The sequence below is a fragment of the Paraburkholderia sp. genome, from assembly GCF_035948235.1.
Classification (GTDB): domain Bacteria; phylum Pseudomonadota; class Gammaproteobacteria; order Burkholderiales; family Burkholderiaceae; genus Paraburkholderia.
Genome location: NZ_DASZJJ010000069.1, coordinates 1 through 13,667, shown reverse-complemented (window position 1 = coordinate 13,667; position 13,667 = coordinate 1). Strand labels below are relative to the sequence as shown.

14 protein-coding genes are annotated in these 13,667 nt (G+C 67.3%); 4 read left to right on the top strand and 10 right to left on the bottom strand.

All coding sequences use genetic code 11. The features are described 5' to 3' along the window. Positions 1-24 precede the first annotated feature (24 nt). The 4 genes from VG320_RS04740 to VG320_RS04725 form a co-directional block, all read right to left on the bottom strand. Entirely contained in the window at positions 25-1,083 is a 1,059-nt protein-coding gene (locus VG320_RS04740; protein WP_327198991.1) for a FecR domain-containing protein, read from the bottom strand. Next, entirely contained in the window at positions 1,080-1,604 is a 525-nt protein-coding gene (locus tag VG320_RS04735) for a sigma-70 family RNA polymerase sigma factor (protein WP_327198990.1), read from the bottom strand. Before VG320_RS04735 ends, VG320_RS04740 begins: the two co-directional genes overlap by 4 nt. A 207-nt stretch (positions 1,605-1,811) precedes the next feature. Then, entirely contained in the window at positions 1,812-2,804 is a 993-nt protein-coding gene (locus VG320_RS04730) for an alpha/beta hydrolase (protein ID WP_327198989.1), read from the bottom strand. 71 nt (positions 2,805-2,875) lie between these two features. Beyond that, positions 2,876-3,859: an alpha/beta fold hydrolase gene (locus VG320_RS04725; RefSeq protein WP_327198987.1), complete on the bottom strand. Its 984-nt coding sequence runs from the start codon at positions 3,857-3,859 to the stop codon at positions 2,876-2,878. A gap of 94 nt (positions 3,860-3,953) precedes the next feature. Here VG320_RS04725 and VG320_RS04720 point away from each other — a divergent pair, with 94 nt between their 5' ends. The 4 genes from VG320_RS04720 (at position 3,954) to VG320_RS04705 (ending at position 7,181) form a co-directional block, all read left to right on the top strand. Then, positions 3,954-4,874 (top strand): LysR substrate-binding domain-containing protein, encoded by a 921-nt coding sequence (locus VG320_RS04720; protein WP_327198986.1) that lies wholly within the window; start codon positions 3,954-3,956, stop codon positions 4,872-4,874. 138 nt (positions 4,875-5,012) lie between these two features. After that, on the top strand, positions 5,013-6,242 hold the full coding sequence (locus tag VG320_RS04715) for an MFS transporter (RefSeq protein ID WP_327198985.1): 1,230 nt from the start codon (positions 5,013-5,015) through the stop codon (positions 6,240-6,242). Next, positions 6,239-6,367, top strand: a complete 129-nt coding sequence (locus tag VG320_RS04710) for a hypothetical protein (protein WP_327198984.1) — start codon at positions 6,239-6,241, stop codon at positions 6,365-6,367. The genes VG320_RS04715 and VG320_RS04710 overlap by 4 nt, the downstream gene beginning before the upstream one ends. Positions 6,368-6,443: 76 nt before the next feature. After that, positions 6,444-7,181: a response regulator gene (locus VG320_RS04705; RefSeq protein ID WP_327198983.1), complete on the top strand. Its 738-nt coding sequence runs from the start codon at positions 6,444-6,446 to the stop codon at positions 7,179-7,181. A gap of 110 nt (positions 7,182-7,291) precedes the next feature. On the opposite strand, the gene VG320_RS04700 is transcribed toward VG320_RS04705, so the two are convergent. The 6 genes from VG320_RS04700 to VG320_RS04675 all read right to left on the bottom strand — a co-directional run. Then, positions 7,292-7,900 carry a hypothetical protein gene (locus VG320_RS04700; RefSeq protein ID WP_327198982.1) on the bottom strand — a complete coding sequence of 203 codons (609 nt, stop codon included), beginning with the start codon at positions 7,898-7,900 and terminating at the stop codon, positions 7,292-7,294. 135 nt (positions 7,901-8,035) lie between these two features. Then, entirely contained in the window at positions 8,036-9,412 is a 1,377-nt protein-coding gene (locus VG320_RS04695) for a sensor histidine kinase (RefSeq protein ID WP_327198981.1), read from the bottom strand. A 48-nt stretch (positions 9,413-9,460) separates the two neighbouring features. Beyond that, positions 9,461-10,138 carry a response regulator transcription factor gene (locus tag VG320_RS04690; RefSeq protein ID WP_327198980.1) on the bottom strand — a complete coding sequence of 226 codons (678 nt, stop codon included), beginning with the start codon at positions 10,136-10,138 and terminating at the stop codon, positions 9,461-9,463. 30 nt (positions 10,139-10,168) lie between these two features. After that, positions 10,169-11,464, bottom strand: coding sequence for an MFS transporter (locus VG320_RS04685; protein ID WP_327198979.1), 1,296 nt, complete (start codon positions 11,462-11,464; stop codon positions 10,169-10,171). A gap of 110 nt (positions 11,465-11,574) precedes the next feature. Continuing rightward, complete coding sequence (locus tag VG320_RS04680; RefSeq protein WP_327198978.1) at positions 11,575-12,663, bottom strand: ABC transporter substrate-binding protein; 1,089 nt, start codon at positions 12,661-12,663, stop codon at positions 11,575-11,577. Between the two features lie 189 nt (positions 12,664-12,852). Continuing rightward, positions 12,853-13,667, bottom strand: an 815-nt coding sequence (locus VG320_RS04675; RefSeq protein WP_327198977.1) for a flagellin N-methylase, incomplete at its 5' end; no start/stop codon positions are given.

Here is a 13,667-nt window from a genome sequence, read left to right as displayed (position 1 = left end):
AGCGCGCCGAAGGAGGAAGAAAGTTCAGGCCGTGCCGCTTGTTTGCTCAGGCTGAGAACCCGGCACCACGGTCACCCAGTAGCGCGTACGCCAGATCACCCGCACAGGCAGCGTCTCGGGCAGCGCGGCGAGGATGTTGTCGGTATCGGCGAGCTGGAACGCGCCGGAAATCGGCAGATCTGCGACCGCCGGATCGCAGCGCACGAGGCCTGGCCGGTAGCGGCTCAATTCGTCGAGGAAATCCGCCAGGCGCACGCGCTGCGCGAACAGCACGCCGCGCGTCCAGTCGGCGCCATGCGGATCGGCGCTTGTGAGCGCATCGATGCTGGTGGCCGTGAAGCGCGTCTGCTCGCCCGCGCTAACAATTCGCGCGAGATGCGGCGCGTCGGCGGGCGTGACTTCCACCGCGCCGTGGAATACGGCCACCTGCGTGCCGTTGTCGCCGCCCAGCTCATGCACATCGCGCACGATAAAGCGCGTGCCGAGCGCGCGGAGGCGCCCGTCGTCGGTCTGCACGATGAAGGGGCGCGCGGGCGTTTGCGGATCGGGTGCGGTTTCCACGAGGATCTCGCCTGCGTCCAGGCGCACGCGTCGTTCACGGGCGTCGAACGCCACGTCGATTGCGCTGGCCGTGTTCAGGTCGAGGCGCGTGCCATCGGCGAGCACCAGCGTGCGGCGCTCGCCGGTGCCCGTGCGCGCGTCGGCGCACCAGACGCGCCACGGCGTCGTGCGCCACGCGAGCCAGCCCGTGGGCCCCGCCACCAGCAGCAGACTGAGGGTTTTGAGCGCAGCGCGGCGGCGTGACTGATCGATTGCCGCACGCGATTTGCCGCGCTCGGCGCGCGCGAGCGCGGACATGCCCACCTTCGCGGGCAGCACGTCGAACTTCGCGTTGAGCCGTTCGGCGCGACGCCACGCGCGCGCGTGTTCCGGATGCGCGGCGCGCCAGCGCATGCAGGCGTCGATATCCTCGGGCGTGGGGTTGTCGGCCAGACGCACGAGCCATTCGGCCGCCGCGCGCGCCACGGCGCGCTCCAGCGGACGGTGATCGTCGTCGGCGGGGTGATCGGCGCGTGCGTTCACAGCGCGATCATCAGGCAGGCTTCGAACGCATCGGCCATGTAGCGTTTAACGGTGCGCAGGCTGACCTGGAGGCGTTCGGCGATCTCTGCATAGGTCAGCCCTTCGAGCTGCGCGAGCAGGAAAGCCATGCGCACCTTCGGCGCGAGACTGTCGAGCATGGCATCGACTTCATGGAGCGTTTCGAGGATCACGAAGCGTTCTTCGGCGGATGGCGCCTGCGGTTCCGGCAGTTGCGCGAGCGCCGCGAGAAACGCCTGTTCGAGCGATAGGCGTCGGTAGTGGTTGAGCAGCACGCGGCGCGCGACCGTGGTGAGATATGCGCGCGGCTCGCGAAGCTCCGGCAGATCGGGTGCGCCCAGACGGTCGTGCGCGCTGAGGATGCGCAGGAAGGTGTCGTGGGCGAGATCGGCGGCCTCGAAGGCATCGCCCAGCTTGCGGCGCAGCCAGCTATGCAGCCAGCCGTGATGGTCGCGATAGAGCGCGTGCACCTGCTGTTGCGCGTCGATCAGGACGGCGGACATCGAGCAAACCCCTTTTCCCCGCGCCGCTGACCGTTACCGATCGGCTGATACATGCGGCATAAATAAGAATGATTTGCATTTATATCGTGATGTTACGGTTTGTGCAACCCGTTTGTGTACCCCGTTCATGCAACCACTCCGGCGATGAAAAAAGGGACGCGAACGTCCCCTTCATTTGCTACCCGTGCCGTTCACCCCACCCCAACATCACCGCCCCTCGCGCACCGCCGGATCACGCAAAAATTCCAGCAGCAGCGCATTCACTTCCTCGGGCCGTTCCTGCTGGATCCAGTGCCCCGCCTCCGGCAACAGAACCTTCTTCGTCAGACGCGGCACATGATCCTGCAACTGCTCGTAAGCCTTCGCCATCATGTGAATAACGCCGTCCTGCTCGCCCGCGACGAAGAGCGTGGGCTGCTGGATGCGCGCGCCGTCCAGAAACGGCGTGAGCGCCCAGTTGCGGTCGAGATTGCGATACCAGTCGATCGGCCCGCGAAAACCGCTCTTCGCAAACTGCGCGGCGAAGGTGTCGAGATCCGTCGCGGACAACCAGCCCGGCAGCGTATCCGGATACGCGAGGCTATCGACAAAACGCAGGTTCTTTTCAAAGCCGATAAAACCTTTGCGCCGATGTTCCGGATGCCTCCGGCTCTCGCCACCCGCCGTGTAGTAAATGCCCAGCAGCGACTGACGGATGTTTTCCTCAAGTTCGCGCTCGACGCGGCCCGGCGGCTGGAAATAGTCCTGATAGAAATGCTTCTCCAGCGTGTGAGTCTGGAAATACGCAGCCGGGCGCACGCGCGAGCGCGGCAGATACGGCACGCTCAGCAAGGCGAGCGCGCGGAACATATCGGGGCGCAGCAGCGCCGACGTGGCCGCGACGATGGAGCCCCAGTCGTGCCCGGCCAGGATCGCACGCGTTTCGCCGAGCGCATGCACGAGGCCAACCAGGTCGCCGGTGAGATTGAGGATGTCGTAGGAAGCGGTCTCGAGCGGCACCTCGGTGTCGCCATAACCGCGCTGGTCGGGCGCCACCACGCGGTAGCCGGCGGCCGCGATGGCCTCGATCTGGTGGCGCCACGAGTACCAGGACTCGGGCCAGCCGTGGCAGAGCAGCACGAGCGGACCTTCGCCGTGCTCGACGTAGTGCATGCGGATACCGTTGGTGTACGCGTAACGGTGGGCGAATGATGCGCTCATGAAGGCTCCTCGGAGGGTCGCTGCCCACGCACGATAGCAGAATTTTTCTCAAAAAGAACGATCGATCTATTTCACTGTGTGGCGTGCTCGGGTACATCGACATGGAGGTTGCGCGCGGAGATCACAGCACCGGGTGTTTGCGGCGCAAGCGTGCCCGTGCGCAGCCAGTGCAACGCGAGCGGCCAGAGGTGGTTTTCGAAGCGGCTATGGAAAAACGCGAAATGCCCGATCTCTTTTACGCCGATCTGCGCGGGCGCGATGCGCAGATGCGTGCGCGGCGCGCGCGTGAAGTAGCTCAGCAGGCGTTCGATGGCGGGTACGGTGCCGAAGGGATCGTCGGTGACGCTCACGGCGAGGATTGGCGCGGCGAATGCCGCAAAGCGCTCGACCAGCGCCGCGCGCTCGCCAGCGGCACGCGCGATGGGCGCGCGCACGTAAGTGTCCTCGAAGCGCGCGCGGCTGCGGCTCCACGCCAGCGCGACGCCGCGCGGCGTGTCCTCCATCCAGCCCAGCCGTTTCGCCGGAAAGTAGCCGTACAAGCTCGCAAGCGCGGGCATGACCACATGCCATTTGAGCAGCATCGGCAGGCGGCTGCGCGCTGCGTAGTCGCGCCAGTGCGCGTACTGCGCGCTGACCGTGAACACCCGGCGAATCCGCGCGCCCGAGGGCGCAAGCCCCGTCACGAAGCCGCCGATGCTATGCGCCACCACGTCGATCGGCTGACCGGGAAACGCCTCGCCCGCATGACGCAGCACGGCTTCGAAATCGCGCACGCCCCAGTCGAGCCAGGTGGCGTCGAATCCGGTCAGCCGTGCAGGCCGCGATTCGCCGATACCGCGATAGTCGTACACGACGACATCCCAGCCATGCCGATGCAGCCAGCCGGCGAAGCGAAAGTAATAGCGGCAGCGCACGGAAGTCGCGGCGTTGACGATCACGAGCGGGCGCGGTGCGCCATCGACGGTGCGGTTGTGACGCCGCCAGACGAAGCCGCCGAGCGTGAAGCCGTCGTCGGCGAGCAGCGATAGCGGTGCGACGGTCTGCGATGAGGTCATGTGAGTGCGGGGGAGATGAGGCCACCTGCCATTGAACTTGACCTGCGCGCCGCGCTCAATCAATCTTCGTGCATTGTTCGCATGAGGACCGCGCATGTCAGTTCCGCTCGTCAAGCTGCCGTCGCTCGATTTCATCCGCGGCTTCGTCGCGGTGGGGCGGCGCATGAGCATCACGCTCGCCGCCGAGGATCTTTGCCTCACACAGTCCGCCGTGAGCCGTCAGGTCAATGCGCTGGAGACGCAACTGGGCGTGCGGCTGCTCAATCGCGGCTACCGCTCGATTACCTTCACGCCCGAAGGCGAGTGCCTCTTCCGCGCCGCCGAAGGCGCGGTCGCGCAACTCCAGGATGTCGTCGATGCGCTGATGCAGCCGCGCGTGCGCCAGCCCGTGACGATCACGGCAAGCCTGGGCGTGGCCGGGCTCTGGCTGCTGCCGCGTCTGGGCGCGCTGCAGGATCGACATCCCGAAATCGACCTGCGCGTGGCTGCTACCGACAAGGTGCTCGACCTGCGCGCCGAAGGCATCGATCTCGCCCTGCGTTACGCGCCTGCCAACGCCTCGGCTGGCGGGTTCGCCACGGCGCACCGGCTGTACGAGGAATACGTGCTGCCGGTCGCGCATCCGTCGCTCGGCGTGGCGACGCTCGACGCGGCTACGCTCGCGCGTCACGTGCTGCTCGAATTCGACGGCCCGCGCCGCCCGATGCTGCGCTGGCCCGACCATCTGGGTGCGCTCGGCCTCGAAGGGCAACCCGCACGCGGCGTGCTGCGCTTTAACCGCTACGACCAGGTGATTCAGGCCGCGCTCGCGGGGCGCGGCATTGCGCTGGGCCGTCTCGCGCTGGTCGGGCCGATGCTGGCGGACGGGCGGCTCGTGGCGATCCGCGAGCCGGGCGCAGCGCGGCCACCGGAGCCGACCGGCTATGCCTACTGGCTCCATCAGGCCGATGCCGCGCCGCGCGCCGACGTGAGCGCCGTGGTGGACTGGATCCTCGACGAGGCGCGTTCGGCCTGACGCTGCGTTGAATTAGCATTCGCATGCGCCGGCATCATGCGAAGCCCGCCAAAAACTCACTTGAGCGGTTCACCTCGCGCGCGCTCTACTGCGTACACGGCGACCAGTCGTGTCGCGACAAGCGTCGAGGAGACAGCGGTGAGGCAAGCGGAAGACGTATGGCGGCAGCGCTGGCTGCTGGTCGTGGCGGGCGGCGTCGTGATGGGCGCGGCGCTGGGCGTGCGCAATGTGCAGGGCCTGTTTCTCCTGCCGGTGACGCTGGACCGGGGCTGGCCGCGCGAGACCTTTGGCCTCGCGCTCGCGCTGCAGAACCTCCTATGGGGCTTTGCGCAGCCGCTCACCGGCATGATCGCGGACCGCTTCGGCTCGGCGCGGGTGATTTTCGCGGGCGCGCTGCTCTATGCGCTGGGTCTTGCGGTGATGGCACACGCGGCGTCGGTGGGCGTCTATACCTTCGGCGTGGGCGTGCTGGTCGGCATCGCGCTGTCGGGCACGGCGTTCGGCGCGGTCTATGGCGCGCTCTCACGGCTCTTTCCCGCCGATAAACGCGGCTGGGCACTGGGCGTGGCGGGCACCATCGGCGGGCTGGGGCAGTTCTGGATGGTGCCGCTCGCGCAAGGGATGATCGGCTCGATTGGCTGGGCGTCGGCCATCGGCGTGCTGGCGGTGGTGATGCTCGTGAGCGCGCCGCTGGCGGCCTGCCTGCGCGACCGGCCTGCAGGCAACGCCGCACTGCATCATGCAGGCCACACGATGCGCGCCGCCATCCGGGAAGCGCTTGCGCATCGCGGTTTCTGGCTGCTCAATCTGGGCTTCTTCGCATGTGGCTTCCAGTTGGCTTTTATCGGCGCGCATCTGCCTGCATATCTGCTCGATCGCGGCATGAGCGCGCGCGAGGCGAGCACGGCGCTTGCGATCATCGCGCTGGCCAACACGGCGGGTACCTTTCTGTGCGGCTATGCGGGCGGCTTTCTGCGTCGCAAATATCTGCTTTCGGGCATCTACCTCACGCGCGCCGCCGCGATGGCGCTTTTCATCGCGCTGCCGCTCACGCCAGCCAGTCTCTATGGCTTTGCCTTCGTGATGGGGCTGACGTGGCTTGGCACCGTGCCGCTCACCAACGGCATCGTCTCGCAGGTGTTTGGCGTGCGGTATATCGCCACGCTGTTCGGCTTCGTATTCTTCGGGCATCAGCTGGGCAGCTTTTTCGGCGTCTGGCTTGGCAGCGTGGTATTCGATATTACGCATTCCTATGCATGGCTGTGGTATGGGTCGATCTGGCTCGGCGTGCTGTCGGCCCTGCTGCATCTGCCGATCGACGACCGGCGCGTCGTGCGCGCCCATGCGCTCGCACCGCAGCCCGCATGAAACGCGCGTGGCTCGCGGCGACAATCGCGGTATTACTGATCATGTCGAGCGCCGTGGCATTCGCGGGCTGGCTCACGCCCGCCGCGCTGCTGGCGCTGCTGTCCGGCCTGACGTTCTGCGGCTGAAAGTTGCGCGCGCAAGGAAAGAAAGGGTAAGGAAACAGGCCTCATGCGGGCACGGACGCTGCTATAAAATTCGCGCATGAAGCCCTGTGTCCTTATCGTCGACGACGATCCCGTCGTGCGCGATCTGCTGAGCCGTTTCCTGCGCTCGCATCAATTCGATACGGCGGTCCTGCACGACGGCAAGCATCTGCTGCGCCGCCTCGAACGCGAACGGCCCTCGATCGTCGTGCTGGATATCATGATGCCGCAGACCGACGGTCTCGAAGCCATTGCCGCCTTACGCGCGTCCGGCGACGATATTCCCGTGATCTTCGTGAGCGCGCGCGGCAGCGTGACCGACCGCATTCGCGGCCTGACGCTGGGTGCGGACGACTATCTGCCCAAGCCCTTCGATCCGCAGGAACTGCTGGTGCGCATCCAGAACATCCTGCGCCGGCGCGGACCGTCGACGGCGAGCGCGCCCGAAGTGCGTACACGCTATCAGTTCGGCCCGTTCGAACTCGACTTCACGATGCGCACGCTTTCGCGCGATCAGACGCTCATCCCGCTGCGCGAAAGCGAATTCGCGCTGCTCAAGATCTTCGCCACGCACCCTTACAAGGTGCTCACGCGCACGCTGATCCACGACATCGTGCATCGCGACGCGCGCGAATTTCGCGAACGCAGTCTCGATGTGCCGATCTGGCGACTGCGCCGCGTGGTGGAGGACGATCCGACCGCGCCGCGTTATATCCACACCGTGCGCGGCAAGGGCTATGTGTTCGTGCCCGATCCGTCGCAGGCGCCGGAAGCGTTGACGGATATTCCGGGCTAAGCGCGAAGGGGCAACGCGAAGAGGCAAAAAAACGCGCCGGCGAAACCGCCCGGCGCGACAGGTACCACCGAGACATCGTGAAGCCGGGGCATGTTGCGCCCCCGCCAGAATCAAACCGAAGTATCGATGAACAGCCCGCTCGCGGACGAGGCGCCCTGCGCCTGCAGATTGCTCGCGAGCGTGGAGAGAAACTGCTGCAGGTCCATCGCGGCGTCGTCCAGCGGATCGTCCGAATTCACCCCTAGCGTTTCGAGCAGGTTGTCGTAGCTTGCGGCCAGATCGCTGTCCGCATTGTTCGATGCTGCAGCCGATTGCGCGAGCCCCGACACCGCCGAGGCCAGATCGCCGCTATACGTCATTTCGCCCGGGGCCGCCGTGCCCACCGTGTCGCCTTGTTGCGCCGCCGCCTGGAACAGCGAGCCCAGGAACTGCTGGAGCGCGGCGAGTTTGTCGGCGGCGGTGGCGGGGGCGTCGGAGAGGTCGCTGAATTCGTCGTCCGCGCCGCTGTTGCTATCGCTGTCCGTGCCGAGCGAGTTCAATGCGGCCGCAACGGCCTGCGCGAGCGGTTCGGCGCTGGAGTTGCTGTCGAGTCCCGATGACCCGTCGTCGGACGTCTGCAGCGTGTCGCCTGACGCATCGTCGGGATTCTGCTTCGACGTCCAGAGCGCGTAGAACGAAGTGGAGCCGCCGTTCGAGCCGGCGGCCACGCTGATTGTCATGTAATGCCCCCGAGTATTGATCGGTACAGATTTGGTCTGGCGCCATCGTATGTCGATCGCGCGCGTCCAGGGGGCGTTGGTAAGCGGCGGAAAGGCAGTCGGGAAAGTGCGGCAGTACGCGCGCAACGCGGGTTGTCAGCGCTGCGCAAACTCCACCACGGCCACGGTGCCGCGGCCTTGCGCGCCGTGTTCGAGCCGGACCTCCGCGCCGTGCGCGCGGGCGATCTCACGCACGATCGCAAGGCCCAGACCGCTGCCCGGCAAGGTCGAAGCGCGGAAGAACGGTTCGAACACCTTGTCGCGCAGGGCGTCGGCGATACCCGCGCCTTCGTCGGCCACGCTCAGCACGCTCGCGTGCTCGCCGGCAGTGAGCGTCACCGCCACCGTGCCGCCTTCGGGCGAATAGCGGATGGCGTTATCGACGAGATTGAACACCAGCACCGAAAGCAGTTGCTCGTTGCCGATCACCTCGGCGCGCGGCGCGAGCGTGGCGACCAGTTCCACGCGGCGGCGCTGCGCGAGCAGCGCGAGTTGTTCGATCACGCCGGTGGCGACTGCGCGCATATCCACGCTCACCCCTTCGAACTGCGTGTAATCCGCCGATTCCGCCTGCGCGAGCGTGAGCAACTGGTTGGTGAGCCCGACGAGCGAGCGGTTGCTCTGATGCATCGCCGTGAGCGTTTCGTGCAGCCGTTCGGGGTCCTGCTGGCGGCGCGCGTACTGCAACTGTGTGCCGAGCAGCGTGAGCGGCGTGCGCAACTGATGCGCGGCATCGGCGATAAAGCGGCGCTGCATGGCCGTCTGCCGCTCGATCAGATCGAGGCAGGCGTTGAACGCGCTAACGATGGGCCGTAGTTCGGTGCGCAGCGGCTCCACGTCGATACGCACGGAGGCCATGCGCGAGGACGTGCGCACGCGCTGCGGCAGCCCGCGCGCCAGCCGCGTGATCGGGCGCAGTTCGAGTGTGAGGCCAACGCACACCAGGATCACCGCCGCCGTGACGATGCCCGCGAAATAGAACATCTGCGGGCGCCAGAGCGCGCCCGCCATGGCGTCGCGCTCGTCCAGTGTGCGACCGACCGAGACGATCACGCGGCGCGTCGTGCCAGCGTCGTACATCGGCCGGATCAGCGAGACGGCGCGGATGGGCGTGCCGTTGACCTGGGCGTCGTACCACTGCGGCGAGGTAGCGGGCACGTGCTGCGGAAAATCCGAGGTGCCCGCGATGATGGGGCCGCCGATTTCCTGCACGCGGAAGAACACCTGATCGCGGTGCGGCGTGCGCAGGATCTCGATCGCGCTCGGCGAAATCGACGCGCTCAGCGCATTGCCTTCCCAGCCGATGTCGCCCGCCATCACGCGCGCCGCCGACAGCAGCGCATCGTCCTGCAGCAGGTTCGCCGTGCGCCACGCGTTGCCGCGCGTGATCAGCCCGGCCGCTGCGATGAACACGGTCATCGGCAGCACGAGCCACAGCAGCAGGCGTACGCGCAGGCTATTGGTGGGCCTCATGGGCGGCCGGCGCCTGGTGGGTGGCCGGTGGAGTGGGCCAGGGAGGGCTTATTCGTCCGCTTCGGCATCTTCGAGCAGATAGCCGAGGCCGCGCAGCGTGATGATGGTCGCCGTGCTCTTTTCGAGCTTCTTGCGCAGGCGCGAGACGTAGATTTCGATGGCGTCCTCGCTGGTGGGCGCATCGGCGTCGCTCACGGATTCCGCGAGCGTGGCCTTCGATACGGTCTTTTTCGCGCGCAGGATCAGCGTTTCCAGCACGGTATGTTCGCGCGGCGTGAGCGTGAGCGCGTCCTCTTCGACGTAGAAGCGGCGGCTGTCCATGTCGTAGAGGAGGTTGCCGCAGCGGATGCGGTTCGAGCGCGAGGGCGCCTGGCGGCGCGCCAGCACCTTGACGCGCGCCACCAGCTCGCGCGCGTCGAAGGGCTTGACGATGTAGTCGTCGGCGCCCGCGCCCAGGCACACCACTTTTTCGTCGATCGCGCCCGTGGCGGTGAGGATCAGCACGGGCGTGGCGTCGCCGCGCCCACGCATGCGGCGCAGCAGCGCCTTGCCGGACATGCGTGGCAGGTTGAGGTCGAGCAGCACCACGTCGTAGGTCGAGGCGCGCAGCGCATCTTCCGCGGCTTCGCCGTCGCCGACGTGATCGATCATGAAGCCGTCATCGCTCAGCGTGCGCACGAGCCAGTGCGCGAGTTGTTCGTTGTCTTCGACGAGCAGCAGTCTCATGCGGATTCAAGCGGGTTGACTGGGGAACGGTCAGGCCGTCTTGTACTGCTCGCGGGTGGCCTTCGAGCGGTACAGGAACAGGGTCGCCACCATGCCGCATACGGCGGCGACGCTCATCCAGGCACCGGGCGCGGCCTTGTCGCCGGTCGTGTGGATCAGCCAGGTGGAGATGGCGGGCGTGAAACCGCCCACCAGCGTCGCGAGGCTGTAAGCCATGGAGAAGCCCGTGGTGCGCACATGCACCGGCATCAGTTCGGTCAGCGCGACGACCATCGCACCGTTGTACCACGCATAGAGCGTCGAAAGCCACAGCTCGACCACCAGCAGCGTGGCGAACGATGGCGCGCCCACCAGCCACTGCATCGCCGGGTAAGCCGTGAACACGGTGAGCACGGTGCAGGCGATCAGCACCGGCGCGCGGCCGAGGCGGTCCGACACGGCGCCAGCGATCGGCAGCCAGATGAAGTTCGAGACGCCCACGCACACCGTCACCAGCAGCGCGTCGAGCGAGCTGAGCTTGAGTTCGACCTTGCCGAAGGTGGGGGTGTAGGCCGTGATCAGGTAGAACGAGGTCGTCGTCATGATGACGAGGCCCATGCCTGCCAGCACGATGCCGTAGTTGGCGACGATCGCGCGGGTGATTTCGCGCAGGCTAGGGTGATGGCGGCGCGCTTCGAATTCGTCGGTTTCGCGCAGCGTGCGGCGGATGTAGAGCAGGAAGGGCACGATCAGACAGCCGATCACGAACGGCACGCGCCAGCCCCAGCTCGTCATCTCGTGCGCGGGCACCACGCTGTTGAGCAGCACGCCAAGCGCCGCCGCGAACACCACGGCCACCTGCTGGCTGGCCGACTGCCACGCGCAGAAGAAACCGCGATTGCCCTTGGTGGCGATTTCGGCGAGATACACCGACACGCCGCCCAGTTCCGCCCCTGCCGAGAAACCCTGCAGCAGACGGCCGACCAGCACGAGCGCCGGAGCCAGCAGGCCGATGGTGGCGTAGCCAGGCACGAAGGCCACGCACATCGTGCCGATCGCCATCAGCGTGAGCGACATGATGAGGCCCTTGCGGCGGCCGTGGCGGTCCATGTAGGCGCCCAGCACGATCGCGCCGAGCGGGCGCATCAGGAAGCCCGCGCCGAACACGGAAAACGCGAGCATCAGCGAAACGAACTCGTTGCCGGCCGGAAAGTACGCGGCGCCGATGGCGGCGGCGTAATAGCCGTACACCATGAAGTCGTACATTTCGAGGAAGTTGCCGCTGACCGCGCGGAACACGGTGCGCGCTTTCGAATCGCCCGGTGCGGCGTTGATGGCAGTAGACATGGTGGACATCCTTTGATGAGAGACGAGCGGGTCCGCAGCGGTTCGCTGGACCGCCCGCCTTGTGGCTGCATTCGGTGTTTTCAGGTTCGGCTGGAATCGGGCCGCGTCTGCTACGGCGCGCCCTTGGGCGCATCGGATTGCGCGCCCGTGACGAAGGTATTGGTATAGGTTTTCGCGAGATCGATGTGCCGCGCCGCCACGCCCGAGCCGGCTGCGATCAGCACGCGCAGCACGGTTTGCGGCGCGCCTTCGGGCATCTGGCCGTCGCGCGAGAACGCCGGCTGCGCCGCGGCGAGCGCCTGCACATAGCCCGCGCGGTCGGCGCCGGTGAGTTCGGGCGGCAGCGTAGCGGCGATGGCCTGGGCGGAATGCGTGTCGAGGTAGCGCAGCGCGCGCACCAGCGCATGCACGAGTTGTGCGGTTTCGTGCGGATGGGCGTCCACCCAGCCGCGCCGCATGTACAGGCACGCGCCCGCATACGGGCCGCCCAGCCAGCGCTGCGAGCCTTCGACGCTGCGCATGTCGGCGACCATCTGCGCTGCGCCGCTCGAGAGCAGGCGCGTGGCGGTAGGTTCCTCGACCATGCCCGCGTCGATGCTGCCTTGTTCGATGGCCTCGATAAAGCGCGTGTCGGTGGCGAGCGGCACGATCGTGTAGTCGCCGGGCGCGACGCCCGCGCCTGCTGCCAGATAACGTGTGACCACCCAGGTGGAGGAGCCGAAGCCCGTCACACCCAGACGCCGACCCTTGGCGTCGCGCATCGATCCCGAACGCGCCAGCGCGCGGCCGCCTTCGGCGCGCGTCGAAGCCAGTTCGGCCAGACCCAGCGCGCGCTGGAATACCACGACGGAGAGCACATCCTGGCCACGGCTTTGCAGATCGAGCGTGTGATCGTAAAAGCCGACTGCGCCCTCGATGGCGCCCGCGATCAGCTCCGTGGAGGTGTCGATGCCCGCAGGGCCGGAGACGACCTGGACATCGAGCCCTTCATCGCGGAAATAGCCCAGCCGCGCGGCCAGCACGGCCGGCAGATAGACGATCTTGGACATGCCGCCCATCATCAGCCGGATCGGCGGAACCGCCTCAGGTGCGGCCTGCCCCGGCTGCGCCCATACCGGCGCACCGATGCCCGCCGCCGCCGCTCCAAGCGCGAGGCAGAGCAGCAGGGCGCGACCGGGATGCTGGGCGCGAAAAGGCATGGGGGCGTGTCTCCTTGTAATGGACGGCGCTGCGGCGGCCCGAGGCGGGCGGCCGGTAGTCTGGGATTGGTCGCCAGTATAAGAAAGGCTGCCCTTCTGGTTGCTTTCTGGCGCGAAGGGATTTTGTCGGTATTTACCCTTCTGGCGCGAAGGGCGGCGGGGGCGTTCGCCCGGAATTTGGCCGGGCGACTAGCTCAAGCCGAGCCAGTTTTCGACTTCGCGTGCGAAAGCGGGGTCGTGTTGTGCCGCTGACGCGGGCGAGCGTGAAAGTTCGTCGAAGGCGCGTGCATGCGCCTGTGCGAAGCCGCGCAGCTCCTGGGTGAGGGCGCGTTCGTCGGGGCGGCGGCGGGCGAGCGCGGCGCTCACATAGGCGTCGATTAGTGCGCGTTGCTGGCGGGTCACGTCGATCGCCGCCGCATGGCAGGCAGGCGAAACCCGCGCCACGGCCAGCAGCGCGGGCACGGGCGCGATGGTGAGGCGGCCGCCCGGCTTGAGAGCCGCAAGCGCGCCTGGGGCTGCTGCGAGCGCGGCAGCCACCGCGTCGCGCCAAAGCCTGCGCTCGAACACCAGCGCGGCGCGATCGCGCTCCAACGCGGCCGTATCGATAATGCGTGCGCCATCGATCAGCGGCGTGGCGTCTTTCTCCAGCCCGTCGCGAATGCAGTCGGCACCAAGCGCGCGCACGCCTTCGCGCCGCGCGCCCAACGCGACCGTCTGCCAGCGGTCCGGCACGAGCGGATCGAGCGGCACGGCGGTGCAGCGCGCGGGTTTGCCCTCGTCGTGCAGCGTGCACAGGCCGTCAAGCGCCAGCGCCGGGCAGCGTCCAGCCGAGGGGTAGTCGTAGCCCTGCAGCGTCACCGAAATCCAGCCCTGGTCGCGCAGCTCCGCACCGTGGAAAAGCGTATTGGCGAGTGCGTTCTGAGCGTCGATATCCTGCGCGTCTAGCACGCGCTCGACACGATCCGCACCGCCCGCGACGAGCCGCTCGCCCACGCGACGGCGCG